The organism is Mesorhizobium sp. ORS 3428, assembly GCF_001854785.1.
Classification (GTDB): domain Bacteria; phylum Pseudomonadota; class Alphaproteobacteria; order Rhizobiales; family Rhizobiaceae; genus Mesorhizobium.
Map to the genome: position 1 here is coordinate 522,572 of NZ_MDFL01000115.1, position 25,296 is coordinate 547,867.

General features: G+C 63.7%; 26 protein-coding genes, 1 tRNA gene and 1 pseudogene. 8 read left to right on the forward strand and 20 right to left on the reverse strand.

Annotated elements, in window-relative coordinates; all coding sequences use genetic code 11:
* The first annotated feature begins 176 nt into the window (after window positions 1-176).
* Entirely contained in the window at window positions 177-896 is a 720-nt protein-coding gene (locus ORS3428_RS15705) for a DUF599 domain-containing protein (protein ID WP_071099152.1), read from the forward strand.
* On the opposite strand, the pseudogene ORS3428_RS15710 reads toward ORS3428_RS15705, so the two are convergent.
* From ORS3428_RS15710 to ORS3428_RS15730, 5 genes and pseudogenes are all read right to left on the reverse strand, one after another.
* Window positions 869-1,665 (reverse strand): annotated as a pseudogene (locus ORS3428_RS15710) (YdcF family protein). The gene ORS3428_RS15705 and the pseudogene ORS3428_RS15710 overlap by 28 nt on opposite strands.
* Before the next feature lie 84 nt (window positions 1,666-1,749).
* Window positions 1,750-3,315, reverse strand: coding sequence for an amidase (locus tag ORS3428_RS15715; RefSeq protein ID WP_071099153.1), 1,566 nt, complete (start codon window positions 3,313-3,315; stop codon window positions 1,750-1,752).
* Window positions 3,315-3,773: a GNAT family N-acetyltransferase gene (locus ORS3428_RS15720; RefSeq protein ID WP_071099154.1), complete on the reverse strand. Its 459-nt coding sequence runs from the start codon at window positions 3,771-3,773 to the stop codon at window positions 3,315-3,317. The genes ORS3428_RS15715 and ORS3428_RS15720 overlap by 1 nt, the downstream gene beginning before the upstream one ends.
* Before the next feature lie 6 nt (window positions 3,774-3,779).
* Complete coding sequence (gene gatC / locus ORS3428_RS15725; protein WP_071099155.1) at window positions 3,780-4,067, reverse strand: Asp-tRNA(Asn)/Glu-tRNA(Gln) amidotransferase subunit GatC; 288 nt, start codon at window positions 4,065-4,067, stop codon at window positions 3,780-3,782.
* A 144-nt stretch (window positions 4,068-4,211) separates the two neighbouring features.
* A complete protein-coding gene (locus ORS3428_RS15730) occupies window positions 4,212-4,919 on the reverse strand; it encodes a metal-dependent hydrolase (RefSeq protein ID WP_071099156.1) in 708 nt (235 codons plus the stop codon).
* 107 nt (window positions 4,920-5,026) lie between these two features.
* On the opposite strand from ORS3428_RS15730, the gene ruvX reads away from it, so the two are divergent.
* Window positions 5,027-5,509: a Holliday junction resolvase RuvX gene (gene ruvX / locus ORS3428_RS15735; protein WP_071099157.1), complete on the forward strand. Its 483-nt coding sequence runs from the start codon at window positions 5,027-5,029 to the stop codon at window positions 5,507-5,509.
* Here ruvX and ORS3428_RS15740 read toward each other — a convergent pair.
* The 3 genes from ORS3428_RS15740 to ORS3428_RS15750 form a co-directional block, all read right to left on the reverse strand.
* A complete protein-coding gene (locus ORS3428_RS15740) occupies window positions 5,451-5,792 on the reverse strand; it encodes a DUF6105 family protein (protein WP_071099158.1) in 342 nt (113 codons plus the stop codon). The two genes, ruvX and ORS3428_RS15740, sit on opposite strands and share 59 nt — an antisense overlap.
* On the reverse strand, window positions 5,792-6,352 hold the full coding sequence (locus ORS3428_RS15745) for a hypothetical protein (protein ID WP_071099159.1): 561 nt from the start codon (window positions 6,350-6,352) through the stop codon (window positions 5,792-5,794). The genes ORS3428_RS15740 and ORS3428_RS15745 overlap by 1 nt, the downstream gene beginning before the upstream one ends.
* Window positions 6,353-6,510: 158 nt before the next feature.
* Entirely contained in the window at window positions 6,511-8,175 is a 1,665-nt protein-coding gene (locus tag ORS3428_RS15750; RefSeq protein WP_443136856.1) for a DNA alkylation response protein, read from the reverse strand.
* 147 nt (window positions 8,176-8,322) lie between these two features.
* Between ORS3428_RS15750 and ORS3428_RS15755 the strand changes: the two genes are divergently transcribed.
* From ORS3428_RS15755 to dprA, 4 genes are all read left to right on the forward strand, one after another.
* Window positions 8,323-9,303 carry an aspartate carbamoyltransferase catalytic subunit gene (locus ORS3428_RS15755; protein ID WP_071099161.1) on the forward strand — a complete coding sequence of 327 codons (981 nt, stop codon included), beginning with the start codon at window positions 8,323-8,325 and terminating at the stop codon, window positions 9,301-9,303.
* On the forward strand, window positions 9,300-10,586 hold the full coding sequence (locus ORS3428_RS15760) for a dihydroorotase (protein WP_071099162.1): 1,287 nt from the start codon (window positions 9,300-9,302) through the stop codon (window positions 10,584-10,586). Before ORS3428_RS15755 ends, ORS3428_RS15760 begins: the two co-directional genes overlap by 4 nt.
* An 85-nt stretch (window positions 10,587-10,671) precedes the next feature.
* Window positions 10,672-11,253 (forward strand): glycerol-3-phosphate 1-O-acyltransferase PlsY, encoded by a 582-nt coding sequence (gene plsY / locus ORS3428_RS15765; RefSeq protein WP_071099163.1) that lies wholly within the window; start codon window positions 10,672-10,674, stop codon window positions 11,251-11,253.
* On the forward strand, window positions 11,250-12,386 hold the full coding sequence (gene dprA, locus ORS3428_RS15770; protein WP_071099164.1) for a DNA-processing protein DprA: 1,137 nt from the start codon (window positions 11,250-11,252) through the stop codon (window positions 12,384-12,386). Before plsY ends, dprA begins: the two co-directional genes overlap by 4 nt.
* Before the next feature lie 7 nt (window positions 12,387-12,393).
* On the opposite strand, the gene ORS3428_RS15775 is transcribed toward dprA, so the two are convergent.
* Together ORS3428_RS15775 and ORS3428_RS15780 are read right to left on the reverse strand one after the other, a co-directional pair.
* Window positions 12,394-13,536: a hypothetical protein gene (locus ORS3428_RS15775; protein ID WP_071099165.1), complete on the reverse strand. Its 1,143-nt coding sequence runs from the start codon at window positions 13,534-13,536 to the stop codon at window positions 12,394-12,396.
* 97 nt (window positions 13,537-13,633) lie between these two features.
* Window positions 13,634-13,819 carry a hypothetical protein gene (locus ORS3428_RS15780; protein WP_071099166.1) on the reverse strand — a complete coding sequence of 62 codons (186 nt, stop codon included), beginning with the start codon at window positions 13,817-13,819 and terminating at the stop codon, window positions 13,634-13,636.
* A gap of 319 nt (window positions 13,820-14,138) precedes the next feature.
* Here ORS3428_RS15780 and ORS3428_RS33330 point away from each other — a divergent pair, with 319 nt between their 5' ends.
* On the forward strand, window positions 14,139-14,288 hold the full coding sequence (locus tag ORS3428_RS33330; RefSeq protein ID WP_157895965.1) for a hypothetical protein: 150 nt from the start codon (window positions 14,139-14,141) through the stop codon (window positions 14,286-14,288).
* A 52-nt stretch (window positions 14,289-14,340) separates the two neighbouring features.
* Here ORS3428_RS33330 and ORS3428_RS15785 read toward each other — a convergent pair whose 3' ends face one another.
* Complete coding sequence (locus tag ORS3428_RS15785; RefSeq protein ID WP_071099167.1) at window positions 14,341-14,880, reverse strand: J domain-containing protein; 540 nt, start codon at window positions 14,878-14,880, stop codon at window positions 14,341-14,343.
* A gap of 168 nt (window positions 14,881-15,048) precedes the next feature.
* Window positions 15,049-15,124 (reverse strand) — tRNA-Lys (locus ORS3428_RS15790).
* Between the two features lie 354 nt (window positions 15,125-15,478).
* On the opposite strand from ORS3428_RS15790, the gene ORS3428_RS15795 reads away from it, so the two are divergent.
* Window positions 15,479-15,934 carry a BA14K family protein gene (locus ORS3428_RS15795; RefSeq protein WP_071099168.1) on the forward strand — a complete coding sequence of 152 codons (456 nt, stop codon included), beginning with the start codon at window positions 15,479-15,481 and terminating at the stop codon, window positions 15,932-15,934.
* A gap of 70 nt (window positions 15,935-16,004) precedes the next feature.
* Here ORS3428_RS15795 and glpK read toward each other — a convergent pair whose 3' ends face one another.
* The 8 genes from glpK to glpD all read right to left on the reverse strand — a co-directional run bounded on the left by glpK (window position 16,005) and on the right by glpD (window position 25,249).
* Window positions 16,005-17,498 carry a glycerol kinase GlpK gene (gene glpK / locus ORS3428_RS15800; RefSeq protein ID WP_071099169.1) on the reverse strand — a complete coding sequence of 498 codons (1,494 nt, stop codon included), beginning with the start codon at window positions 17,496-17,498 and terminating at the stop codon, window positions 16,005-16,007.
* Window positions 17,499-17,588: 90 nt separating this feature from the next.
* Window positions 17,589-19,313 carry an ABC transporter substrate-binding protein gene (locus tag ORS3428_RS15805; RefSeq protein ID WP_071099170.1) on the reverse strand — a complete coding sequence of 575 codons (1,725 nt, stop codon included), beginning with the start codon at window positions 19,311-19,313 and terminating at the stop codon, window positions 17,589-17,591.
* 76 nt (window positions 19,314-19,389) lie between these two features.
* The gene (locus tag ORS3428_RS15810; protein WP_071099171.1) at window positions 19,390-19,677 is read right to left on the reverse strand and encodes a DUF2160 domain-containing protein; all 288 of its coding nucleotides are present in this window, start codon (window positions 19,675-19,677) and stop codon (window positions 19,390-19,392) included.
* A gap of 68 nt (window positions 19,678-19,745) precedes the next feature.
* The gene (locus ORS3428_RS15815; protein ID WP_071099296.1) at window positions 19,746-20,564 is read right to left on the reverse strand and encodes a carbohydrate ABC transporter permease; all 819 of its coding nucleotides are present in this window, start codon (window positions 20,562-20,564) and stop codon (window positions 19,746-19,748) included.
* A 94-nt stretch (window positions 20,565-20,658) separates the two neighbouring features.
* Entirely contained in the window at window positions 20,659-21,525 is an 867-nt protein-coding gene (locus tag ORS3428_RS15820; protein ID WP_071099172.1) for a carbohydrate ABC transporter permease, read from the reverse strand.
* The gene (locus ORS3428_RS15825; protein WP_071099173.1) at window positions 21,526-22,593 is read right to left on the reverse strand and encodes an ABC transporter ATP-binding protein; all 1,068 of its coding nucleotides are present in this window, start codon (window positions 22,591-22,593) and stop codon (window positions 21,526-21,528) included.
* Between the two features lie 10 nt (window positions 22,594-22,603).
* On the reverse strand, window positions 22,604-23,683 hold the full coding sequence (locus ORS3428_RS15830; protein ID WP_071099174.1) for an ABC transporter ATP-binding protein: 1,080 nt from the start codon (window positions 23,681-23,683) through the stop codon (window positions 22,604-22,606).
* A gap of 39 nt (window positions 23,684-23,722) precedes the next feature.
* On the reverse strand, window positions 23,723-25,249 hold the full coding sequence (gene glpD, locus ORS3428_RS15835) for a glycerol-3-phosphate dehydrogenase (RefSeq protein WP_071099175.1): 1,527 nt from the start codon (window positions 25,247-25,249) through the stop codon (window positions 23,723-23,725).
* Between the last annotated feature and the right edge of the window lie 47 nt (window positions 25,250-25,296).

Consider the following 25,296-nt stretch of genomic DNA (forward strand, 5'->3'; position numbering starts at 1 on the left):
GTCTGTCGTCTCCTGAGGCCGTGGTGAAAATCTACATATAGGAATTCCTATGACGTTTCCGCTGTTTTGCGTGTCGCGTCGCTGCGTCAGCCGACCTTGTTTGCTCCGCCAGCGACATCGCCAAGCGCTTGCCTGGGCCGTCGAAGAGCCTACGGGCCCTGTGGTAAAAGGCGTGCATGGGCGATTCCATCCATCTTTCAGCCGCCGATCTGGCGGCGCTGGCTTTCTTCCTGGTCGTCTGGGTGCTGCACACGCTCGCCTCGGACGGCAAGCTCGTCAGCCGCGTGTCGCTAACCACCRCGATGAACGCCCAGCGCGAAGCCTGGATGCGCAACATGGCCGAGCGCGAGGTGCGCATCGTCGACGCCGCCATCATGAACGGCCTGCAGCAAGGCACCGCCTTCTTCGCGTCGAGCTCGCTGATCGCGCTCGGCGGGTGCTTCGCCCTGCTTGGYGCATCCGACCGCGTCCTCCAGGTTCTGGCCGACCTGCCGTTCGGCGCGGCCTCGTCGCGCGAAGCCTTCCAGACCAAGGTTTTCGGCCTGGTGCTGATCCTCGCCTTCGCCTTCTTCAAGTTCGGCTGGGCCTACCGCCTGTTCAACTACTGCTCGATCCTCATCGGCGCCGTGCCGATCCCGCATGGCACGGCCGCGCGCAATCCCGTCAGCGAGACGGCGGTGTGGCGCGCGACGCGCATGAACGTGCTTGCCGGCAAGCATTTCAATTCCGGCTTGCGCGCCGTCTTCTTCTCGATCGGCTATCTCGGCTGGTTCGTCGATCCGACGGTGTTCGTGCTGTCGACGCTCGTGCTGCTTGCCGTGCTGGTGCGGCGCCAGTTCTTCTCGGCCGCACGCCAAGCAGTGCTCGGTCAGCCGCCCGGCGCTGGGAAAGGCTGATCGATGCGGCCTGAAAGCCAGTAGGCGAACAGCCCGATCCATTCACGGATCGCCACCGTGGTCGCCTGCAGCGAATCTGCCGGATTGTCGCGGAACAGACCGATGCCTTCCCTGCCCGAGGTACGATAGTCGACTGGCCAGGGAATAGTCGGAAACCCCGCCTTGTCGAACAGCGCCTTGGCGCGCGGCATGTGGAATGCGGAGGTGACCAGCAGCCAGGTTTCTCCCGCTTCGGTTGCACCAGCCTGCGCGAGAAGACGGCATTCTCATATGTGTTGCGCGACTTGTTCTCGAGGATCAGGCGATCGGCCGAGACGCCAAGAGCGGTCAACAGGCGCGGCGCGGTGTCGGCATCGCCCTCGCCGTCCAAGAAAAGCTCGCCATTGCCGCCGGTGACGACCACTTTCGCTTGCGGGAAGCGCCGCGCGAGGATCGCCGTCTCCACCATGCGGTCGCCGCCGCTGTTCAGCTCATAGCCGCCGCGCGCAAGGTTGATGGCGCCCTCGAAGCCGCCGCCGAGCACGACGATGCCGTCGACCTTTTCCGGCAGCGGCGGCTTGGGAAAACGCTCCTCCAGCGGGGTGAGCATCATCGCGCCAAGCGAGGTCCAGGCCGAAAGGACGAGGATCAGGAAGGCAAGCACGCTGCCGGTAGCTGCAAGCCTCCTCCGGCCGAAAAGCGCCGCCAGCAGTCCGGCAAGCAGCAGGAAGATCGCCAGGTTGAGCGGTTGGATGAAGAACCAGAGTATCTTGGAAAGATAGTAGAACATTCCCTCACCCCATTACAGCGCCGCGCGTCATTTTGGACGCGCAAAGGACGCTGTAACACTTAATGAACTAGATGAGGGATGATCCTACCACCACTTGTCCGGCTGGAACCTGCCCGCCGCCTGCTCGATGACATGCGCGGTCTGGAACAGCGTTTCCTCGTCGAACGGCCGGCCGATGAGCTGCAGGCCAAGCGGCAGGCCCTTGCCGTCGAGGCCGGCAGGCACCGAGATGCCGGGCAGTCCGGCCATGTTCACCGTGACGGTGAAAATGTCGTTGAGATACATTTTCACCGGATCGGAGTTCATGTCCTCGTCGGCGACGCCGAAAGCGGCGGACGGCGTTGCCGGCGTCAGGATGACGTCGACGCCGGCGGCAAAGACATTTTCGAAGTCGCGCTTGATCAGCGTGCGCACCTTCTGCGCCTGCAGATAGTAGGCATCGTAGTAGCCCGCCGAGAGCACATAGGTGCCGATCATGATGCGGCGCTTGACCTCGCGGCCGAAACCGGCGGCGCGGGTCTTCTCATACATCTCGACAATGTCCTTGCCGGGCACGCGCAACCCGTAGCGCACGCCGTCGTAGCGGGCGAGGTTGGACGAGGCTTCGGCGGGCGCAACGATGTAATAGGCCGGCAGCGCGTATTTGGTGTGCGGCAGCGAGATGTCGACGATCTCCGCGCCGGCTTCCTTCAGCCAGGCAATGCCCTTCTGCCACAGCGCCTCGATATCCTCCGGCATACCCTCGACGCGGTATTCCTTCGGAATGCCGACCTTCATGCCCTTGATCGGCCTGCCGATCACGGCTTCGTAATCCGGCACCGGCCGGTCGACCGAGGTCGTGTCCTTCGGATCGGAGGAAGCCATCGACTTCAACAGGATAGCGGCGTCGCGCACGTCGCGCGCGATCGGCCCAGCCTGGTCGAGCGACGAAGCGAAGGCGACCACGCCCCAGCGCGAGCAGCGGCCGTAGGTCGGCTTGATGCCGACCGTGCCAGTGAAGGCCGCGGGCTGGCGGATCGAGCCGCCGGTGTCGGTCGCGGTGGCGCCGGCGCAGAGGAAGGCGGCGACGGCCGAAGCCGACCCGCCGGAGGAGCCGCCCGGCACCAACTGGGCGTTGTCCAGGGTGCGCGCGGTCTTCGCGCCACCGGCCGACACAAAGCCGCCGTCGCCGTGATGCGTCGTCGGCATCACTACCGTGTCGAGGCGCGAGCGCCGCCACGGATTGATGACGGGGCCGTAGTAGGACGTCTCGTTGGACGAGCCCATGGCGAACTCGTCCATGTTGAGCTTGCCGAGCATGACGGCGCCATCGGCCCAGAGATTGGACGTGACGGTCGATTCGTAGTGCGGCTTGAAGCCGTCCAGCACATGGCTGCAGGCCTGGGTGTGAATTCCTTCGGTCGCGAACAGATCCTTGATGCCGAGCGGAATGCCTTCGAGTGCTCCGCCTTCGCCCCGGGCGAGCTTGGCGTCGGAGGCCTTGGCCATCTCGCGCGCCTTGTCGGCGGTCACCGCGACATAGGCGTTCAGCACCGGATTGGCGCGCTCGATCGCCGAAAGATAGGCTTCCGTGATCTCGGCCGCGGTGATCTCCTTGCCGCGCAGCTTGGCGCGGGCCTCGGAAATGGTGAGATGTGTGAGGTCGCTCATCAGGCAAGGCTCTTTTCGTAAAACACCGACCACTCGGAGTCGGGATAATCCAGCACCGGGCCGCAACGCGAAAACCCGGCGCGTTCATAGACGGTCCAGGCGGCGGGATGGCGGTCGCCGGTCTCGAGAACCAGGCGTTTCAACCCTTCCTCCCGCGCCAGCGCTTCGACCCGCGCGACGATCTGCGCGCCGATTTTCTGGCCGCGATGGGAGGGCCGCGTGTACATGCGCTTGACCTCGCCGATCGCGCCGTCGTGGCGCTTCAGCGCGCCGCAGCCGACGGCAAGACCACCGTCGCGGGCGATGAACACGGTCGTGTCCTTGCCGGCCATCTGCTCGACGGTCAGGTGATAGCAATGTTCCGGCGGCGTCAGTTCGAGCAGCGCGGCGTTCAGTTCCGCGACCAGCGCGCGCACGTCGTCCTGCAGAGGCGTCTCGACGGCGATCTCGACGGCCATCGTGCCCTACTCCACCACCTTCGGGACGAGGAAGAAGTTCTCGTCGGTGGCCGGCGCGTTGGCGACGATGTCGGCCGCCTTGTCGCCGTCGGTGACGACGTCCTGCCGCTTCTTCATCTCCATCGGCGTGACCGAAGTCATCGGCTCGACGCCGGATACGTCGACCTCGTTCAACTGCTCGACGAAGCCCAGGATGGCGTTCAATTCGCCGGTCATGCGTTCGGCGTCCTCCTCGCTCACCGCAATGCGGGCAAGGTGCGCGACGCGCTTCACGGTCTGAAGATCAACGGACATATCTATCGCCTCGGGAAAACCAGTGCGGGCTATAGCGGCGCGACGCTTGCGACGCAACATCGATCCATGCCGGACGGAACGGCATGCCGATGTTTCCGGCGCCGCGTAAAGCAGCGCAACCCCGTCGCCGCGTGGCGGAACGCCTTAGATCGTGATCGGCTTGCCGATTTCCGGGAGCGCCACCTGGACGCCGGACCCTTCCATGCCGGCCACGAATTTGTCGGCGGTCTGGTCGATGATCGGGAAGGTGCCGAAATGGCAGGGAATGACCGTATCGAAGTTGAAAAAGCGCCGGCAGGCAAGGGCTGCCACTGCGCCGCCCATGGTGAAGCGGTCGCCGACGGGCACGATGCCGATCTTCGGCTCATGCAGTTCGTTGATCAGTCCCATGTCGGAGAAGATGTCGRTGTCGCCCATGTGGTAAAGCGTCTTGTCCTGCGGGAAATGCAGCACGAGCCCGCCCGGATTGCCGAGATAGGTGTTGGYGCCGCCTTGCCCGCCGAACGAGGAGGAGTGCAGCGCCTGGACAAAGGTTGTGGTGAAGGGACCGCAATCGACCGTGCCGCCGATATTACCGGGGTTGATCTTTTGGTCGCTGACGCCCTGGYCGACGAGATACATGCAGATCTCGAAATTGGCGACCAGCATGGCGCCGCTCTTCTTCAGCACCTCGACCGAACCGCTGACATGGTCGTTGTGGCCATGGGTGAGCAGAACATGCGTCACACCTTCCGCCGGCCCTTCCCAGCCGCCCGTCCAAGACGGATTGCCGACCAGATACGGGTCGATGAGGATGGTTGCGTCCTTTGTTTCGATGCGAAATGCCGAATGGCCGTACCAGGTCAGTTTCATGAACGCGTTCCTCGATTTTCCTGTCGTCAAAGGATAGAACGCCGACGGCAAATTGAAAGTCCCGCGGCTCGTCAAAAAGTCGCATAGAGAAAGAGCGGATAGAGCTGTTGAGCATTATCAGCATTGATGAATTGCCGGCGCGGCTTGCGGGCGGTCGCACGCTCGCCGGCCTCGATCTGGGCGACAAGAYGATCGGGGTCGCGGTGTCGGACCGTGGGCTTTCCTTCGCCCATCCGCGCCCGGTCATCCTGCGCAAGAAATTCTCAATCGACGCCGCCCAGTTGCTTGCGCAGCTTGAGAAGGACAATGTCGGCGCGGTCGTGCTCGGTCTTCCTGTCAACATGGACGGATCGGAAGGGCCGCGCGCCCAGAAATCGCGCGCCTTCGCGCGCAACATGGCCGGCTTGTCCGACCTGCCCTTCGTACTGTGGGACGAGAGACTGTCGACGGTCGCCGCCGAAAGGACGCTGATCGAGATGGATTTCTCGCGCAAGAAGCGCGCCGGCAAGATCGATTCGGCGGCGGCTGCCTTTATTCTGCAGGGAGCGTTGGACCGGCTTCAGTCGCTCGGCCGAGCCCCTCAGGACTGACCGGACCTTCCCGGCGCTGCCTGATCCATTCGGCGATCTGGCGCCGGCGGCGGAAAGCTACCAGTCCGAGCAACAGAAAACTGTCGAACACGCAGGCCCGTGCGACCATTCCCGGGATGATCGCCGGATCGATGCCGAGCATCTGGCCGTAGAGCTGGAAGACAAGGTCGTGCAGTTGGCGGCTCAGCATGACGTAGCCGAAATTCATGTCGTTGAGCGACAGGAAGAACCAGCCCCAGAACAGGACCAGCGGAGCCGCCCAGAATGCGAACAGGGCGCGCATCAGCGGCGGCCTCCCGGCCTCGTTTCCGGATGGCCGGAGATGCGGGAAAGCAGCGAACTGTGCGCGGCGCCCGTCGCCATTCGGTAGGCAGCCAGTCGCGCTTCGCTCTCATGCAGAGCCGTTGCGGCGAGTGAGGAGCGTCGCTCGGCGAGCACCGCGACGTAAGATGCGAGCAGCGCCGTCATCTGGATGGCTACCACCATGAACAGCCCGTTGATCCCTTGCGCGGCACCGCCCACGAGGATGATCGAAAGCAGGAAAGAGGCGGAGATGAAGGCGATGCGCACCACCGCATCGCCAGCATCCGGCCTTGTCGCGATGTTGAGCAGCGTTTCGAGGAAGGCCCAGCAGAACAGCAACGCGACAATCAGCAGAGCGATCACAAGCGGCGCCACGACGACGGCGTGTTCCAGACCCTGGAAACGGCTGCTTTGCACCGATACGCCAAGCACGCCGAGCGCCGACGCGATGCCGCGATTGCCATCCATGCAGATGTAGGCCAGCAGGGCGAAGACGACCGCCCAGTGCAAGGCCAGAAATGATGTCAACACGTGTCGCATGCGCTTCCTGCCTGGTAGAGCACGGGAGGCTCATGGTTAACCCTTCCCTACTCCAGCAGGCAGAGAGTGGGCCCTGCACACACTCCCCGCAATGGAAACCAATTGTTAAGGTTAACGGTGATCCACAGGCGGTCGATACGACCGTGTTTCAGGCAGGCTCAGGTCAGGGGCGGATAGAGAGTGTCGATGATCATGCGCGCGTCATGGCGCGAATCGAGCATGCCGTAGGTGGTACGCCACTGGCCACCGAGGCGCGTCTCCACGAAGGCGTCGGCAATCCGCCCTGCTCCGAGCCGGCGCAGTTCTGCCGCTGCCGCCGACAGCGCCAGTTGTTCGGTGAGCAGCCTCGCCGACCCCTGGTCGGTCGAAGCCACCTGCATCGCCGCCTTGAGCACGCCGATGGTGCCGCGGCCGCCGGCGCCGAGGTCGCGGTCGATGCCGGCCAGCACCTCGTCGAACAGGGCCGGCGCGCGGCCAAGCACGCGCAGCACGTCGAGCGCCATGACATTGCCCGAGCCTTCCCAGATCGCGTTGACCGGAGCCTCTCTATAATAGCGGGCGAGCGGTGCTTCCTCGACATAGCCATTGCCGCCGAGGCACTCCATGGCCTCGTAAAGCAGTGCCGGCGCGATCTTGCAGACCCAGTATTTGACCACCGGCGTCATGGCACGGGCAAAGGCAGCCTCGCCGCGATCGCTCGCCGCCTCATCGAAGGAGCGCGCCAGCCGGAACGACAGCGCCGTCGCGGCGGCAACGTCGAGCGCCATGTCGGCCAGCACGCGCTGCATCAGCGGCTGGTCGACCAGATTGTTGCCGAACACCTGCCGATGGCGGCTGTGGTGGATAGCCTCGGCGAGCCCCGCCCGCATGATCGCCGACGAGGCGACCGCGCAGTCGAGCCTGGTCAGGGTGACCATATCCATGATCGTCTTGATACCGGCGCCGGGCTCGCCGACCATCTCGCCGATCGCGTTGACGAATTCCACTTCCGACGAGGCATTGGAGCGGTTGCCGAGCTTATCCTTGAGCCGCTGGAAGCGGAAGCCGTTGCCGGAGCCGTCACCCAGGATGCGCGGAACAAGGAAGCAGGACAGACCTTCCGACACCTGGGCCAGCACCAGGAAGGCATCGGACATCGGCGCCGACATGAACCATTTGTGCCCGGTGAGCCGATAGAAGCCGTTTCCCGCGCGCTCGGCTCTTGTAATGTTGGCGCGCACGTCGGTGCCACCCTGTTTTTCGGTCATGCCCATGCCGAGCGTCAGGCCGGTCTTCTGCACCGGCGGCTTCTGGGTCTGGTCGTATTTGCGTGTCGTCACGCGCGGCGCCCACTCACGGAACAGTTTTGGGCTCGCCATCAGCGCCGCCAGCGAGGCGCTGGTCATAGTGATCGGGCAGAGATGCCCTGTCTCGAGTTCGGCGGTCAGGTAGAAGCGCGCCGCCCTCACCTGATGGCGGCGACCGATTTCGGCGTCGCCATTTTCCCAGACCGAGGAGTGCAGCCCGTTGGCAACCGAGCGCCGCATCAGCGCATGGTAGGCGGGATGGAACTCGACGAAATCGATGCGCCGGCCCTGGCGGTCATGCGTTCTGAGCTTCGGCGTATCGGTGTTGGCGAGGCGGGCAAGCTCCTGCGCCTCCTGCGTCATGACGAACCGGCCGAGCCCGTCGAGGTCCTTGCGCACCGGATCGGAAAAGCGCTCGCCAAGCTGGATGAGCAACGGATCGCCGCGCCATGCATTGCCGCCCGTCAATGGCGGCGGCTGGTTGATCACGTCGTCGTTCACGCCCAATCCTTCAGTCGGCAGAGAGGTCCTTACCATCTCAAGGCCGCGGTCGCGAATCCGAAGCCACCGGGCCTTATAGCCCAAGCAACACAAGGCGCGCGACGAAAATACCGGGGAGAAAGCGCGCAATCCAAAGCTGGCGCTTGCGGCAGGCAGGAGCGCACCCTATAGCAGCGCCTTGAGATGACCGACGCTTCGTCCCTGCCGCTCTTTCCCCACCGCCATCTTCTGGGCATCCGCGACCTTTCCCCGGCCGATATCGAGCTGCTGCTCGACCGCGCCGATCAGGCCGTGTCGATCTCGCGCCAGCCGCAGAAGAAGACCTCGACGCTGCGCGGCCGCACCCAGATCAACCTCTTCTACGAGGCCTCGACGCGCACGCAGTCGTCCTTCGAGCTGGCGGGAAAACGCCTCGGCGCCGATGTCATGAACATGTCGGTGGCAAGCTCCTCGGTAAAGAAGGGCGAGACGCTGATCGACACCGCCATGACGCTTAACGCGATGCGGCCGGACATCCTGATCATCCRCCATCAATCGGCCGGCGCGGCTGCGCTTCTGGCGCAGAAGGTCGGCTGCTCGGTGGTCAATGCTGGCGACGGCGCGCATGAGCATCCCACGCAGGCGCTGCTTGACGCGCTGACCATCCGCCGCGCCAAGGGGCCGCTGTCGAAGCTGATCGTTGCGATCTGCGGCGACATCCTGCATTCGCGCGTCGCCCGCTCCAACATCATGCTGCTCAACGCGCTCGGCGCGCAGGTGCGGGTCGTGGCCCCCTCGACGCTGCTGCCGTCCGGCATAGACAGGATGGGCGTGATCGTCGCGCGCTCGATGGCCGAGGGGCTGAAGGATGCCGACGTGGTGATGATGCTGCGCCTGCAGCGCGAGCGCATGGAAGGCGCCTTCGTGCCTTCGGTCCGCGAATATTTCCGCTATTTCGGCCTCGACGCCGAAAAGCTGAAAGCGGCGAAGGACGATGCGCTGGTCATGCATCCGGGACCGATGAACCGCGGCGTGGAGATCGCCTCGGAGATCGCCGACGGGCCGCAGAGCGTCATCCAGGAACAGGTGGAGATGGGCGTAGCCGTGCGCATGGCGGTGATGGAAGCGCTGCTCGACCCTCGCCGCAATTCTGAGGGCCGCAACCATGAGGGACGCGGCGCATGAGCGTGACGGTCTTCAGCAAGGCGCACATCGTCGATCCCTCGCGCGGCGTCGACGAGATCGGCAGCGTCATCGTCGACGGCCGCAAGATCGCCGCTGCCGGCAAGGCGGCGCTCAACCAGGGCGTGCCGGAAGGCGCCGCCGTCATCGACTGCGCCGGCAAGACGATCATTCCAGGCCTGATCGACGCGCGCGTCTTCATCGGCGAACCCGGCGGCGAGCATCGCGAGACGATTGCCTCGGCAAGCGTAGCAGCGGCGACCGGCGGCGTCACCTCCATCGTCATGATGCCCGACACCAACCCGGTGATCGACAATGTCGCGCTGGTCGAGTTCGTGCTGCGCACCGCAAGAGACACTGCGAGCGTCAACATCTTCCCGGCGGCAGCGATCACCAAGGGCCTCGACGGCCGCGAGATGACCGAGTTCGGGCTGCTGCGCGAGGCCGGCGCCGTCGCCTTCACCGATGGCCGGCACACGATCGCCAGTGCGCTGGTGATGCGCCGGGCGCTGACCTATGCGAGCGATTTCGGCGGCGTCATCGCGCATGAGACCCAGGATGCGGACCTCGCCTCGGCCGGCGTGATGAACGAGGGTCTTTATGCGAGCTGGCTTGGCCTGTCCGGCATTCCGCGCGAAGCCGAGCTCATTCCGCTGGAGCGTGATCTGGCGCTGGCGCGGCTGACAGGCGGCGCCTATCACGCCGCCAAGATCTCGACGGCGATGGCGGCTGGAGCCGTGAGCCGGGCCAAGGCTGACGGCGCCAATGTCACGGCCGGCGTCGCCATCCACAACCTGTCGCTCAACGAGAACGATGTCGGCGAATACCGCACCTTCTTCCGGCTGACGCCGCCCTTGCGCGCCGAGGATGACCGGCTGGCGATGATCGAAGCGATCAAGGACGGAACCGTCGACATCATCGTCTCCTCGCACGACCCGCAGGATGTCGACACCAAGCGCCTGCCCTTCGCCGACGCCGCCGCAGGCGCGATTGGGCTCGAAACGCTCCTTGGCGCGGCACTTCGGCTCTACCACAATGGCGACGTGCCGCTGCTCAGGCTCGTCGAAACGCTCTCCACTGCGCCGGCAAGACTGTTCGGCCTTCCGGGCGGCACGCTGAAACCGGGCGCGCTGGCCGACCTCGCCGTGGTCGACCTCGACGAGCCCTGGATCGTCAGCGAGAGCGGGCTGCGCTCGCGTTCCAAGAACACCTGCTTCGAAGGCGCGCGCCTGCAGGGCAAGGTCTTGCAAACGATGGTGGCGGGCCGCACAGTGTTTTCGGCCTAGGATGCATCGGGTTCAGGTGAAGGCGGCCTGACCTGAAGCATTACACGTTCGTCGATGATCGCTTGGGGATTTTGTGGGGGAAACAATGGGTTACGTTCTCGCGCTCATCTTCGGCTACCTGCTCGGCTCGATCCCTTTCGGCCTGCTGATCACCCGTGCGGCCGGCCTCGGCGATGTACGCAACATCGGCTCCGGCAATATCGGCGCGACCAATGTGCTGCGCACAGGCAACAAGGGCCTCGCCGCCGCGACGCTGCTGCTTGACGCGCTGAAGGGCACCGCCGCCGTGCTGATTGCTGGTCGTTTCGCGCCCGAGTTCGCGCTGACCGCCGGCTTCGGCGCGTTCCTCGGCCATCTTTTCCCGGTCTGGCTCGGCTTGAAGGGCGGCAAGGGTGTCRCCACCTATCTCGGTGTGCTGCTCGGCCTTTCCTGGCAAGGCATGCTGGTCTTCGCCGTTGTCTGGCTCGCCATGGCCTTCCTGTTCCGCTACTCCTCGCTGGCAGCCCTGACGGCGGCTGTTGTCGTGCCGATCGCGCTTTATTTCATCAGCGCGCCTCAGATCGCCGGACTGTTCGCGCTGATGAGCCTGATCGTCTTCGTCAAGCATCGCGCCAACATCTCGCGGCTGCTCGCCGGCAACGAGAGCAAGATCGGGGCGCACGGGTGAGCGGGCCTACCGCCGGCCCGCGCCTCAGCGACCGGCAGCGGCTTGCCTGGCTTCGCCTCATCCGCACGCCGAATGTCGGCCCGGCCTCGTTTCGCGAGCTGATCAATCGCTTCGGCTCGGCCGAAGCCGCGCTCGAAATGCTGCCCGAACTGATGATTTCGGGCGGCGCCAGCCGCATCGTGCGCATTCCGCCGGTGGCTGAAGCCGAAGCGGAGTTGGAAAGGGCCGGCCGCGCCGGCGCCCGCTTCGTAGGTATCGGCGAGGCCGACTATCCGTCCATGCTGAAGACCACGGACAACCCGCCGCCGCTGCTGGCGGTGAAGGGCGAAGGCGCGGTGTTCCGCCTGCCGGCGGTGGCGATCGTCGGCGCCCGCAACGCCTCGCTCGCTGGTATCAAGATGGCGCGCATGCTGGCGGCAGATCTCGGTCGCGACGGCTACGCAATCGTGTCTGGCGTGGCGCGCGGCATCGACACTGCGGCGCATCAGGGCAGTCTTTCCACGGGCACCATCGGCGTGCTGGCCGGCGGTCTCGATGTCCCCTACCCGCCGGAGAACGCCGGCCTGTGCGAGGACATCGCCGAGCGCGGCGGCGCCATCGTTTCGGAAATGCCTTTCGGTTGGCAGCCGCGGGCGCAGGATTTTCCGCGCCGCAACCGGCTTGTTGCCGGCATGGCGCTCGGACTGGTTGTGGTCGAAGCCGCACAGCGCTCCGGCTCGCTGATCAGCGCCCGTCTTGGCAACGAGATGGGCCGGCTGGTCTTCGCCGTGCCGGGCTCGCCGCTCGACCCGCGCGCCGCGGGCTCCAACGCCCTGCTCAAGGACGGCGCCACGCTCGTCACCGAAGCCGCCGACGTCCTGGCCGCGCTGGCACCACTCGCCGGCGTTCGCGTTTCCCGCCACGCGCCGCTCGCCGAGGCGCCCGACCTGTCGGCAATGCCGCCGCCGGGCGACAATGAGCGCGCCGACGTGCTGGAAGCGCTTGGGCCCACGCCTGTCGCCGTCGACGAGATCATCCGCCACACCGGCCTGAGCGCCGCGCAGATTGCGATGGTGCTGCTGGAACTCGACCTCGCCGGACGGCTCGAGCGCCACGCCGGCGGGAATGTCTCGCTGGTTTTCGGGCACTCATGAAATCGCTCTAGCGGAACAAATAACGCGAGACCTCCGGGTTGCCGCGCCGCCACATCACGTTATCCAGGAAATAGTGGTGCACGTTGATGAAGATCAGCACGATGAAGAAGAACAGCGAGGATCCGAGGACTTGCCTGTCGTAGGGGATCAAAGCTGTCATCGCCATCGGGATTAGCCAGAAACCGAGATATCCTAGCGCCCCGCCCCCGACGATAAATCCCAGCACCCGCAGCCTGTAGAGCGGTCCAAGAAAGGACAGTATCCTTGGTTCCGGCTCTCCTGCGGCATCCGGAACGTCGCGCTCGACATTGGTCTGATATCGCCAGACCACCGCCAGATATTGCAGCGAGTGAAGCGTGGGTATCACGAGCAGCCAGAGCGGATTTATTCTCGCAATCAGGATCCACAGATAGAGCGACGCCACGTAGGCCACGATGCCGTTATACGGCAGGGCACGGCCATTTCTTCGCCAGCGATTGACCAACATCAGAACCGTGGCTGCCGTCGATGYGACGGCCGCCAGCAGGGCAATGCCAGCGATCCAGGAAGGAGCCGCGAATGTGTAATAATCCAGGCCGTAATATTTCCCCTGGGTGACTGCCGTGTTCGTCTGCAGCCATGCCAGGATCCACACGGCGTAGCTGTTGACCAGCAGCACCTTCTTGTCCCGGTCGTTAAAGAATTTGCGCTTCAGGACGGCGTCCACCATCAGCATGCCGTAGCCCTGCTTGACGTAGTGCCAGCCCACGAAAAAGAACATGGCATTGGCCGCATAGCCCAGCAGGCGTGCGTTCGCCGTCGCCGCGCCATAGGCAAAGAAGGAAGTCATTACCAGGGGAACAACGATGCCCGCGAAAATGTAGCGAAACTGCAGGCCTCGATCGTACCCGTCCCCGCTCACCTTCCGTCCGAAATTGCGATAGAAAATCTGGTATGAGTGGGCGAAGTGGGGATAGTTGATCAGATACGCCACGACCACCATTGTTGCGGCGACGACAGCTTCATATTCGAGCGGCACCAACAACAGAATTGGCAGGATCACAAACGCACTGCCGCCGAGCATGAGGAAGTCGACGACCGGGCCGAAGAGATACTTGCCGGGCGTCGCCGCCTTTGGGGCAGACGCATCTACCGAAAGGTGAAGTGCCATTATGGAGCCTCCCTCGGGAGGCCGACTTTAACCACCGCCCCGCCTGGCCACAAGCTTGGCGCCGCTGCTCTGCGCTGATGCTGAAATGAATGCCCTGCTAGATAGGCAGCTGTGTCCGCTTCGGCGACTGCAGTTCGCGCCCCATCTTCGCCGCCTGAAAAATCGTCATCAAGATCAGGATCGGCTCGCCTTCGGTCGGGTTGATCGTCACCGCCACACGGCCAAGCTCGTCGCTCATGACGCAGGTCCAGTCTTTGACTGCGATCACCTTCTTCTCGGCCAATTTCGCCCCCCCCTTAAGCCTGTCCGCAACGGGACGCTACGCGAGTCATCCAGATGGATAAGACTGGACACGGGAACGCAATCGGCCGCAGACACTGATCGATCCTTCTTGCATGGCGGCCACGGTGCCCGCCCCGATTCAACTTCCGTCCTCGCCGAAGCGATCGGCATTTCGGGTAAGCCTTCAGCGGCATTGGTCTCGCGTCAGCATTAGTGCCTCCCTCACCCACGCCAACGTTATATTAGCACTTGCTTGCATTCAATTCCGGCTAGGAGCATAATAATCAACGAGCGTACGAGGAGCTTTGAGGGAGGTTCCGATGCGACCGATCCTTCTGATCGCCGCCGCCGTCGCTGCGTTCTTTGTCTGGGATGGCTTGGCAAATAAGAGCGCATATCGCATTGCGCTGATGAAGAGCGTTGACCAAGCAGAGAACTTCCAAGGGCTCGTTCGGATCTCCTGGAATTAGGACTGCAAGAAGGGAAACGGGTCGACAGCCAAGCACCCTTCGGCGCTGCGCTTCAGCGTGTATGATTGAGCAGCCTGGTGGCGGTGGCTTCACGACCGTGTTCGGAATTGGCGCGATCGATCCCTTCCACGGTGATCGCCAGCATCCCGTTTTCGATCCTGCATATCCAGCCTTTTGCTTTCAGATACCAGAGATGAAACTCCAGATGTTCGCGCGGGCAGCCCGACAAGCGTTCGAGTTCCGAGTCGCCGATGCCGGGATGATTGACGTCTTGCCGGCGTTTTACATAAAGAAGTGAGAGAAGTTTCGCTTGAATGACGGAATCCCGTTCGACGCTTTTGGGATCGGCCGCCTCCTCGGTCAGCTCGCGACGGAGAATCAATTGGTCCCTATACCGAACGTCGTACTGCGCGCGCTTGACCGGGTCTTTGAGCGTATTATGGGCCTCCACGATTTCGCTGAAGCGTGATTCATTGCCGGTTTCCCGATTGTCGGGATGGTAGCGCATTGCAAAATAACGGAATATCCGCTCGATCGTTTCCGAGTTTGCGTTCGGGCTGATTTCCAGAACTTCGTAATAGTCAACAAACATAGTGGTGTGYTTTCCACGGAATCGACATTACGAACACCACTCCCCGCAAGCAGCATTGCGCAACCGCTCCGCCCATGCAAGCCGGCTGCCCGTGCCGGTGGACAATTCCGGCGGATGACTGCCAAGCCAATTGGCAACCGCAGCACTCCACGAATTTTCCGGAAATCTTGGTGAGCGCGATGGGATTCGAACCCATGACCTACTGATTAAAAGTCAGTTGCTCTACCGGCTGAGCTACGCGCTCCCGCGGGCTGGAAACGCCGCCCTCGAAATTGCGCGGGAACATAGGGAGAGTGCATCGGCCGGTCAACCGGAAAAAGAGCGTCCGCAAGGCTTGCTTTTCGCGACATCAGGGCCCTCCCCGAACCTTGCCTCCGGCAAGCTCGGCGGAGAGACGCATCCCTCGGGCATGTCGTCTTGATCGGATTCGCGCATAAGAGATTAAGTTATTGTTTTAATTAATGTTCTTGTTCCGAGCCGGCTGCCTGTGTCGACGGCCGTGGCTCATTGAACGCGGTGTGGCGATTAACGGAACAATTGCACTGCCGGTCCCGTTTGCCTCCTGCAAGGGACGGCAACAATCCACGAGGAGAAAACCATGACCAAGATTTCATCGGGTCTGCTGGCGACCGCTCTATCGGTTTCTTTCGCCGCGGCGGAGATCGTGCCAGTCAATGCGCAGCCGAATTATGTGCCACAAGGCCCGGACCTGTCGAATGTCCAGACAGTACAGTACCAGGACTGGAGGAAGCGCCGTAGTTTCAATCGGAGCGGCATTTATGAACGCAATGGTGCCGTGTACTGGAACGGCCATCGCGGCTATCGCGAATATCACCGCGGCTACCGCCGTCACGGCGATTTCTGGTTCCCGCTGGCCGCGTTCGCCACCGGCGCGCTGATCACCGGCGCCATCGTCAACAGCGAGAACAACCGTATCTACCGCGGCGACGCACATGTGCAGTGGTGCTACGACCACTACAGAACCTATCGCGCCTCGGACAACACCTACATTTCCAGCGGCGGCGTAAGGCGTGAGTGCCGATCCCCTTACTGAGGGCATTCAGTACCCCCGGGGACCGTTGACCGAGCCCGCGCCGCGGCGCGGGCTCTCTCTTTGACGAGCCTTACCGCGCACTCAGCGTCCTGCGAACAGCATCGCGCCATCCCGCGAGTTTCGCCGAGCGCGTAGCTGAATCCATCTCCGGCTTGAAGCGCCGGTCGAGCGCCCAGGTCTTCGCAAAGTCCTTCGCCTTTGGCCACACGCCGGCTTTCGATCCGGCTAGCCAGGCCGCGCCCAGCGCGGTCGTCTCCAGGATCGTCGGCCGGTCGACCGGCGCGTCGAGAATGTCGGCCAGCCGCTGCATGGTCCAGTCGGAGGCCACCATGCCGCCGTCGACGCGAAGCACGGTCTTGGCAGAGGCGCTCTTCCAGTCCTTGCGCATGGCGTCGAGCAGGTCGCGCGTCTGGAAAGCGACGGATTCGAGCGCGGCGCGCGCGAACTCCGCCGGCCCCGTATTGCGTGTCAGCCCAAAGATTGCGCCGCGCGCGTCCGCGTCCCAGTGCGGCGCGGCGAGCCCGACGAAAGCCGGCACCAGATAGACCTGCTGCGCGGGATCGGCGGCGGCCGCCAGCGCACCGCTCTGTTCGGCCTTACCGATCACCTTGATGCCGTCACGCAGCCACTGCACGGCGGCGCCCGCGATGAAGATCGAGCCTTCCAGAGCATAGGTCGTCTTGCCGTCCAGCCGGTAGGCGATGGTGGTCAGCAAACGGTTCTTCGAGCGCACCAGATCGGCGCCAGTGTTGAGCAGCGCAAAGCAGCCGGTGCCGTAGGTAGATTTCAGCATGCCTGGCTCGAAACAGGCCTGGCCGATGGTCGCCGCATGCTGGTCGCCGGCGACACCCAGTATCCTCATCTCGGCGCCGAAGAGGCTCTCTTCGGTGACGCCGAAATCGTCGGCGCAATCCTTCACCTGCGGCAGGAGCGCGGCCGGTATGTTCAGGATGGCCAGCAGTTCGTCGTCCCAGACATTCTTCTCGATGTTGTACACCAGCGTGCGCGAGGCATTGGTCGCGTCGGTGGCGTGCACCTTGCCGCCGGTGAGCCGCCAGATCAGGAAACTGTCGATCGTGCCGGCGAGCAGTTCGCCCTTCTCGGCGCGCTTCCTTGCGCCCTTCACCTTGTCCAGCATCCAGGCGATCTTGGTGCCTGAGAAATAGGGGTCGAGCAGCAGCCCGGTCTTGCGGGTGAATTTCTTCTCCAGCCCCTGTTTCCTGAGCTTCTGGCAGAGCGGCGCGGTGCGACGGTCCTGCCACACGATGGCATTGTGGATCGGCTTGCCGGTCGCCTTGTCCCAGATGACGACGGTCTCGCGCTGGTTGGTGATGCCGATTGCCGCCACATCGGAAGCCGTGCGGCCGGCCGCCTTCAGCGCCGCCTTCACCGTCGCGACCACGCTTCCCCAGATGTCTTCCGGGTCATGCTCGACCCAGCCGGAAGCCGGATAATGCTGCGTGAATTCCTGCTGGCCGACGCCTGCCACCTTCATCCTGTCGTCGAACAGGATCGCTCGCGTCGATGTCGTTCCCTGGTCGATAGCCAGCACAAAACCGCTCATTCCGTCCCTCCGCTTCTCATGCAACAGGGGAGACGGCAAAGCCGCCTCCCCCGCATTTCCTGGATGGGCGAGCACGCCCAAGCCATGCAGTTACTTCTGCCAGCTCTTGACCAGCTCGTCATAGTTGACGGTGATCGGCTTGTCCTTCTCGTTCTCGACCTTGAGCTGCGGCGCAAGGTTGCCCTTCGAGACGGCTTCCTTGTTCCAGTAGTCGAGGTCGTGCTCCTCGGCCATCTTCGGGCCGATGTCGCCCTGGACGCCCGACTTCTCGAGACGCTCCAGCACTTTCTCCTGGTCGGCGCAGAGCGCATCCATCGCTTCCTGTGCGCTCTTGGCGCCCGAAGAGGCGTCGCCGATATTCTGCCACCAGAGCTGCGCCAGCTTCGGATAGTCCGGAACGTTGGTGCCGGTYGGGGTCCACTGCACGCGTGCCGGCGAGCGGTAGAACTCGATCAGACCACCGAGTTTCGGAGCCCGTTCGGTGAAGCTCTTGTCGTGGATGGTGGAGTCGCGGATGAAGGTGAGACCGACATGGCTCTTCTTCACGTCGACCGTCTTCGACACCACGAACTGTGCATAGAGCCAGGCGGCCTTGGCGCGGTCGGTCGGCGTCGACTTCAGCAGCGTCCACGAACCGGCGTCCTGGTAGCCGAGCTTCATGCCGTCCTTCCAGTAGACGCCGTGCGGCGACGGTGCGACGCGCCATTTCGGCGTGCCGTCGTCGTTCACGACAGGCAGGCCAGGCTTGGCCATGTCAGCGGTGAAGGCCGTGTACCAGAAGATCTGCTGGGCGACCGCGCCCTGCGAGGGCACCGGACCCGATTCGGAGAAGGTCATGCCCTGCGCTTCCGGCGGCGCATAGGCCTTCAGCCAGTCGAGGTACTTCTGGATGGCGTAGACCGAAGCCGGGCCGTTGGTGTCGCCGCCTCGGGCGACGCAGGAGCCGACGGGGCGCGAGTTCTCGTCGACCTTGATGCCCCACTCGTCGACCGGCTTGCCGTTCGGGATGCCCTTGTCGCCATTGCCGGCCATGGAGAGCCATGCGTCGGTGAAGCGCCAGCCGAGCGAGGGGTCCTTCTTGCCGTAGTCCATGTGGCCGAAGACCTTCTTGCCGTCGATCTCGCGGCCGGTGAAGAATTCGGCGATGTCCTCATAAGCCGACCAGTTGACCGGAACGCCGAGGTCGTAGCCGTATTTGGCCTTGAAGTCGGCCTTGTTCTTCTCATCGTTGAACCAGTCGTAGCGGAACCAGTAGAGGTTGGCGAACTGCTGGTCGGGCAGCTGGTAGAGCTTGCTGTCCGGCGCCGTGGTGAACGACTTGCCGATGAAATCGTCGACGTCGAGCATCGGATCGGTGACGTCCTTGCCTTCGCCCGCCATCCAGTCCGTCAGGTTGCGCACCTGCTGGTAGCGCCAGTGCGTGCCAATAAGGTCGGAGTCGTTAACCCAGCCGTCATAGAGGTTCTGGCCGGTCTGCATCTGGGTCTGGATCTTCTCGACGACGTCGCCTTCCTGGATGGTGTCGTGCGTCACCTTGATGCCGGTGATGGCGGAAAAGGCCGGCGCGAGCACCTGCGATTCATAGGAATGGGTGGCGATGGTTTCCGACACGACCTTGATTTCCATGCCGGCAAACGGCTTGGCCGCGTCGATAAACCACTGCATCTCCTTTTCCTGGTCGGCGCGCGAAAGCGTCGAAAGGTCGCCTATCTCCTTGTCCAGAAAGGATTTTGCCTCGTCCATCCCGGCATAGGCATTCCCGGCCCCGAGCAATAGTACGAGCGCCGTCGTTGATGTTAAAATTTGCCGTCGCATGTGTCTCCTCCAGTCTTAGGTTGCAAGTGCGATCTGGGGCGGCCGCCGGCACGCGGCCGCTCCAACATTTCCCCCTCTATACGTATCGGAATACGCCAATCGCGTAGACCACGGAGAGAGCGAGAGCCCACCACAGGTTGGGCCCAATCAGACCCAGCCAAGCGAGATGGATGAAGGCGCTGCCGAGCAGCGAAACGAAAAGGCGGTCGCCGCGCGTCGTCTCGAAGCGCAGCACGCCGACGCGCGGATTGCCGCCGGGCGAGACATATTCCCACACGCCCATGCCGCAGAGCATCAACGCGATGACGATGAAGAAGGCGGCCGTAGGCCAAGTCCACGCCATCCAGGAGAAGTCGAGGTTCATGGATCAGATCCTCCCCGGGACGAGGCCATCGGTGACGGCATTGCGGACGAATTCCTGCGTTCGTCTCATCACACCCTCCCCAGGGCGAAGCCCTTGGCGATGTAATTGCGGACAAACCAGATGACGAGCGCGCCGGGGATCAGCGTCAGCACCCCGGCGGCGGCGAGCAGGCCCCAGTCCATTCCGGCGGCCGAGACGGTGCGGGTCATGGTCGCGGCGATCGGCTTGGCGTCGGTCGTGGTCAGCGTGCGCGCGATCAGGAGTTCCACCCACGAGAACATGAAACAGAAGAAGCAGGCCACCCCGATGCCGCTCGCGATCAGGGGCATGAAGATCTTCAGAAAGAAGCGCGGGAAGGAATAGCCGTCGATATAGGCGGTCTCGTCGATCTCCTTCGGCACGCCGGACATGAAGCCTTCGAGGATCCACACCGCCAGCGGCACATTGAACAGGCAGTGCGCCAGCGCCACCGCGATATGCGTGTCGATGAGCCCGAAGGCCGAGTAGAGCTGGAAGAACGGCAGCGCGAACACCGCCGGCGGCGCCATGCGGTTGGTGAGCAGCCAGAAGAACAGGTGCTTGTCGCCGAGGAAGCGGTAGCGCGAGAAGGCATAAGCCGCCRGCAGCGCCACCGCCACCGAGATCACCATGTTCATCACCACATAGGTGATCGAATTGATGTAGCCGGAATACCAGGACCTGTCGGTGAAGATGATCGTGTAATTGCGCAGCGTCGGCTCGTGCGGAAAGAGCGTCAGCGAGGATACGATCTCCTGGTTGGTCTTGAAGCTCATGTTGATGAGCCAGTAGATCGGTAGCAAAAGCACGATGATGTAGATCGTCGGCACGATCCACCACCAGCGCGATTCCTCGCCGCGACGCCGCATCAGCCGGRAGACTTCGTCCTGCGACAGCTTGCTGCCCACTTCGGTGATGGCGGTTTCGCCCACGCTGGTCGCTCTCTCGTTCGCGCCCGCCATATCAGCRCTCCGCGTCGTAGTTGGTCATCACGGTGTAGAACACCCATGACAACAGCAGGATGATGAGGAAGTAGACGAGCGACATTGCCGCCGCCGGACCGAGGTCGAACTGGCCGAGCGCCATCTTGACGAGGTCGATCGACAGGAAAGTCGTCGAATTGCCGGGACCGCCACCGGTAACGACGAAGGGCTCGGTGTAGATCATGAAGCTATCCATGAAGCGCAGCAGCACGGCGATCAGAAGCACGCGCTGCATCTTCGGCAGCTGGATGTAGCGGAACACCGCCCAGCGCGACGCGCCGTCGATCTTGGCCGCCTGATAGAAGGCGTCCGGGATCGAGACCAGGCCGGCATAGCAGAGCAGCACGACCAGGCTCGTCCAGTGCCAGATGTCCATGATGATGACGGTGACCCAGGCGTCGAACGGATCCTGGACGTAGTTGTAGTTGAAGCCGAGCGCGTTGACGTAATAGCCGAGCAGGCCGATGTCGTTGCGACCGAACACCTGCCAGATCGTTCCGACCACATTCCATGGAATGAGCAGCGGCAGCGCCATCGCCACCAGGCAGACCGGCACGCCCCAGCCCTTCTTCGGCATGTTGAGAGCGATGAAGATGCCGAGCGGCACTTCGATCGCCAGGATGATGAAGGAGAAGACAAGGTTCCGCGCCATCGCTTCCCAGAAGCGCTTGGAGTGCAGCAGATCCTCGAACCACTCCGTGCCGGCCCAGAAGAAGACGTTGTTGCCGAAAGTGTCCTGCACCGAATAGTTGACGACGGTCATCAGCGGGATGACGGCCGAGAACGCCACCAGCACCAGCACCGGCAGGACAAGGAACCAGGCCCTGTTGTTCCAGGTCTTTTCCATCTATGCCCCCATCTCGACGCGCCATGAACCGGCATAGATGTTGATGCCGGCCGGGTCGAAACGGACCCTGGGTTCGGCCGGCACCTCGTCGTCCTCGCCGATCACGGCGGCGATCTCCTTGCCCTCGAGAGTGGCGCGAACCACCTTGTGGCGGCCGACGTCTTCGACCTTGCTGACCGACACGGCCATCCCATCACGGCCGAGTCGCACATATTCGGGGCGGATCCCGAGCTCGACGGCGCCGGCTTCGGCATTCGGCACGCCCGGCAGTTCGATGCGCTGCGAGCCGAGCATCGCCACCTTGCCCTCGAGGGCGACCGGCAGGACGTTCATGCCCGGCGAGCCGATGAAATAGCCGACGAATGTATGGCGCGGGCGCTCGAACAGTTCGGCCGGCGTGCCGATCTGCACGATCTCGCCGTCATACATGACCACGACGCGGTCGGCGAAGGTCAGCGCCTCGGTCTGGTCGTGCGTGACGTAGACCATGGTGTAGCCGAAGCGGCGGTGCAGTTGCTTGAGCTGCGAGCGAAGCACCCACTTCATGTGCGGGTCGATGACCGTGAGCGGCTCGTCGAACAGGATGGCGTTGACGTCCGAGCGCACCAGGCCGCGGCCGAGCGAAATCTTCTGCTTCTGGTCCGCGGTCAGCCGGCGCGCCTTCCTGTTGGCCATCGAGGCGAGATCGATCATTTCGAGCGTCTCGCGCACCTTGCGGTCGACATCGGCCTCCGGCACGCGGCGATTGCGCAGCGGAAAGGCCAGATTATCGTACAGGGTCATGGTGTCGTAGATGACCGGGAACTGGAACACCTGGGCGATATTGCGCTCCTGCGTCGAAAGCCTGGTCACATCCCGACCGTTGAACAGYAGCCGGCCATGCGACGGGTGGAGCAGCCCCGAGATGATGTTGAGCAGGGTGGTCTTGCCGCAGCCCGACGGCCCGAGCAGCGCATAGGCGCCGCCATCCTCGAAAGTGTGGTGGACTTCCTTCAGCGCAAAGTCCGAATCCTTGCGCGGGTTGGGCAGATAGGAGTGGCGGATGTGGTKGACCTCGATGCGCGCCATCGCTTCCTCCTCAGGCCGCCAGCTTCGAGGCCGTCACGGCGCGGCCGTTCTGGTCGAAAACCATGATGTGGCGCGGGTCGATGAACACCTCGACCTCGTCGTCGGTCTCGAAATCGAGGACGCCGTGCGCCAGCATCACCCAGCGCGCGTCGGCGAAGTCGAGATGCACGAAACTCTCCGAGCCGGTGATCTCGGTGACGGTCACCTTGGCCCGCACCGGCACGGCGCTGGCATTGGGACGTTCGAGCGACAGGTGGTGCGGTTGGAAGCCGATCGTATAGCCGGCGTCCGGGATGCCGAGCAGTTCCGGCGGCACCGGCAGCTTGACGCCGCCATCAAGCAGGAAATCCGATCCCCTTTTGGCAAGCACGATGGTGTTGAGCGGCGGATCGGCAAAGGTCCGCGCCGTCACCAGGTCGACCGGCTTGCGGAACACTTCGACGGTCGGACCGAATTGCGTGACGCGGCCTTCCGACAGCGTTGCCGTGTTGCCGCCGAGCAAAAGCGCCTCATGCGGCTCGGTGGTCGCGTAGACGAAGATGGTGCCGGCGGCGGCAAAGATCTTCGGCAGCTCGGCCCGCAATTCCTCGCGCAGCTTGTAGTCGAGATTGGCGAGCGGCTCGTCGAGCAGAACTAGGCTCGCGTTCTTGACGATGGCGCGGGCGAGCGCCGTGCGCTGCTGCTGGCCGCCAGACAGGCTGAGCGGCGTGCGGTCGAGATAGGGCGTGAGCTTGAGCAGCGCCGCGGCGCTGCGCACTTCCTTGTCGATCCTGGCCTGCTCGACGCCGGCGACCCGCAGCGGCGAGGCGATGTTCTCGTAGACCGTCATCGCCGGATAGTTGATGAACTGCTGGTAGACCATGGCGACGTTGCGCTTCTGCACCGGCTGCCCGGTGACATCTTTGCCGTCGAACCAGACGGAGCCGGATGTCGGCGCGTCGAGGCCCGCCATCAGCCGCATCAGGCTGGTCTTGCCGGAAAGCGTCGGGCCGAGCAGGACGTTCAGCGAGCCGTGCTGAAGGGTCAGCGACACGTCGCGGATATGCTCCTGCGCGCCGACCGTCTTCGTCACGTTCCTCAACTCCAGCATCACGCCTCCTCCCAGGCCCAGCGCATTATCGGGCGGTCGTCACTCGGCCGCCGCGACGTGGCGCCGGTTTAGTCCATGCATGAATTCTTCGAGCGCCGCTGTCTGCTCGCGGCTGAAATGCAGGCCGCGCTTTGTCCTGCGCCACAGCACATCCTCGGCGGTGACCGCCCATTCGTTCTGGGCGAGGTAGCGCACCTCGGCCTCGTAAAGGTCGGCGCCGAAATTGCGGCCGAGATCGGCAGCCGACTTGGCAAGGCCGAGCAGTTTCTCGGCGCGCGTGCCGTAGAGCCGGGTGAGACGGCGCGCCAGCCGCTGGTCGAGGAACGGATAGGCGTTCTTCAGCCTGGCAACCTGCGCATCGAACTCGGTCGCGGGGAAATCGCCGCCGGGCAGCGGTGCATTGGCGGTCCATGGCTTGCCGCGCTTGCCGAGAAACCCTTCGATCTTCTCCAGCATCGATTCCGCCAGCCGGCGGAACGTCGTGATCTTGCCGCCGAAGGCGTTGAGCAAGGGGGCCGCGCCCTCCCCGCCTTCGGCCTTCAGCACATAGTCGCGCGTCGCCTCCTGCGCCTTCGAGGCGCCGTCGTCATAGAGCGGGCGCACGGCCGAATAGGTCCAGACGATGTCCGACCGTTTGACGGGTTGCGCGAAATATTCGCTCGCCGCGGCGCACAAATAGTCGATCTCGGCGTCGCTGATCTTCACGTCATGCGGATCGCCCGGATAGTCGCGATCGGTCGTGCCGATCAGCGTGAACTCTTCCTCATAGGGAATGGCGAAGATGATGCGCCCGTCCTTGTTCTGGAAGAAGTAGGCGCGCGGGTCGTCGAACTTCTTGCCGACGACGATGTGGCTGCCCTGCACCAGGCGGACATTGTGCACGTCGTTCTGGCCGACTGCTTTTGCCAGCACCTGATCGACCCACGGCCCGGCCGCGTTGACGAGGAGGCGCGCGCGGACTTCCTCGCTCTCACCGGTCAGCGCATTCTGGATCTTGATCGTCCACAGCGGACCGTCGCGGCGCGCGCTGGTGACTTTGGTGCGGGTGCGGATGACGGCGCCACGGTCGGCCGCGTCGCGGGCATTGAGCGCCACCAGGCGGGCATCATTGACCCAGCCGTCGGAATATTCGAACGCCTTGCGGAACAGCGGCTTCAACGGCTTGCCGGCCGGATCGGTGGCCATGTCCAGCGTCTTGGTCGCCGGCAGCAGCTTGCGCCCGCCGATATGGTCGTAGAGGAACAGGCCGAGCCTGATCAGCCAGGCCGGGCGCAGGCCCTTGGCATAGGGCAGCACGAAGCGCATCGGCCAGATGATGTGCGGCGCGTTCTTCCACAGCACCTCGCGCTCCATCAGCGCTTCGCGCACCAGTCGGAACTCGTAAAATTCGAGATAGCGCAGGCCGCCATGGATCAGCTTGGTCGAGCCGGAGGACGTCCCGCTGGCGAGATCGTTCATCTCGGCCAGGAAAACCGAAAATCCGCGGCCAACGGCGTCGCGGGCGATGCCGCAGCCATTGATGCCGCCACCTATGACGAAAATGTCATGGATCGGGGATGCGTTCACAGGGTTCCTCCACGATTTCGCATTGCACCATTTTCGTGTTTCGCGAA

Excerpts from the sequence above, each read along its gene's own strand:
- ORS3428_RS15715 (WP_071099153.1), bottom strand. The coding sequence starts at position 3,315 with ATGAGCGACCTCACACATCTCACCATTTCCGAGGCCCGCGCCAAGCTG.
- ORS3428_RS15720 (WP_071099154.1), bottom strand. The coding sequence starts at position 3,773 with ATGGCCGTCGAGATCGCCGTCGAGACGCCTCTGCAGGACGACGTGCGC.
- gatC (WP_071099155.1), bottom strand. The coding sequence starts at position 4,067 with ATGTCCGTTGATCTTCAGACCGTGAAGCGCGTCGCGCACCTTGCCCGC.
- ORS3428_RS15740 (WP_071099158.1), bottom strand. The coding sequence starts at position 5,792 with ATGCGCGCCCTGTTCGCATTCTGGGCGGCTCCGCTGGTCCTGTTCTGG.
- ORS3428_RS15745 (WP_071099159.1), bottom strand. The coding sequence starts at position 6,352 with ATGCGACACGTGTTGACATCATTTCTGGCCTTGCACTGGGCGGTCGTC.
- ORS3428_RS15750 (WP_443136856.1), bottom strand. The coding sequence starts at position 8,175 with ATGGTAAGGACCTCTCTGCCGACTGAAGGATTGGGCGTGAACGACGAC.
- ORS3428_RS15760 (WP_071099162.1), top strand. The coding sequence starts at position 9,300 with ATGAGCGTGACGGTCTTCAGCAAGGCGCACATCGTCGATCCCTCGCGC.
- ORS3428_RS33330 (WP_157895965.1), top strand. The coding sequence starts at position 14,139 with ATGCGACCGATCCTTCTGATCGCCGCCGCCGTCGCTGCGTTCTTTGTC.
- ORS3428_RS15785 (WP_071099167.1), bottom strand. The coding sequence starts at position 14,880 with ATGTTTGTTGACTATTACGAAGTTCTGGAAATCAGCCCGAACGCAAAC.
- ORS3428_RS15795 (WP_071099168.1), top strand. The coding sequence starts at position 15,479 with ATGACCAAGATTTCATCGGGTCTGCTGGCGACCGCTCTATCGGTTTCT.
- glpK (WP_071099169.1), bottom strand. The coding sequence starts at position 17,498 with ATGAGCGGTTTTGTGCTGGCTATCGACCAGGGAACGACATCGACGCGA.
- ORS3428_RS15810 (WP_071099171.1), bottom strand. The coding sequence starts at position 19,677 with ATGAACCTCGACTTCTCCTGGATGGCGTGGACTTGGCCTACGGCCGCC.
- ORS3428_RS15830 (WP_071099174.1), bottom strand. The coding sequence starts at position 23,683 with ATGCTGGAGTTGAGGAACGTGACGAAGACGGTCGGCGCGCAGGAGCAT.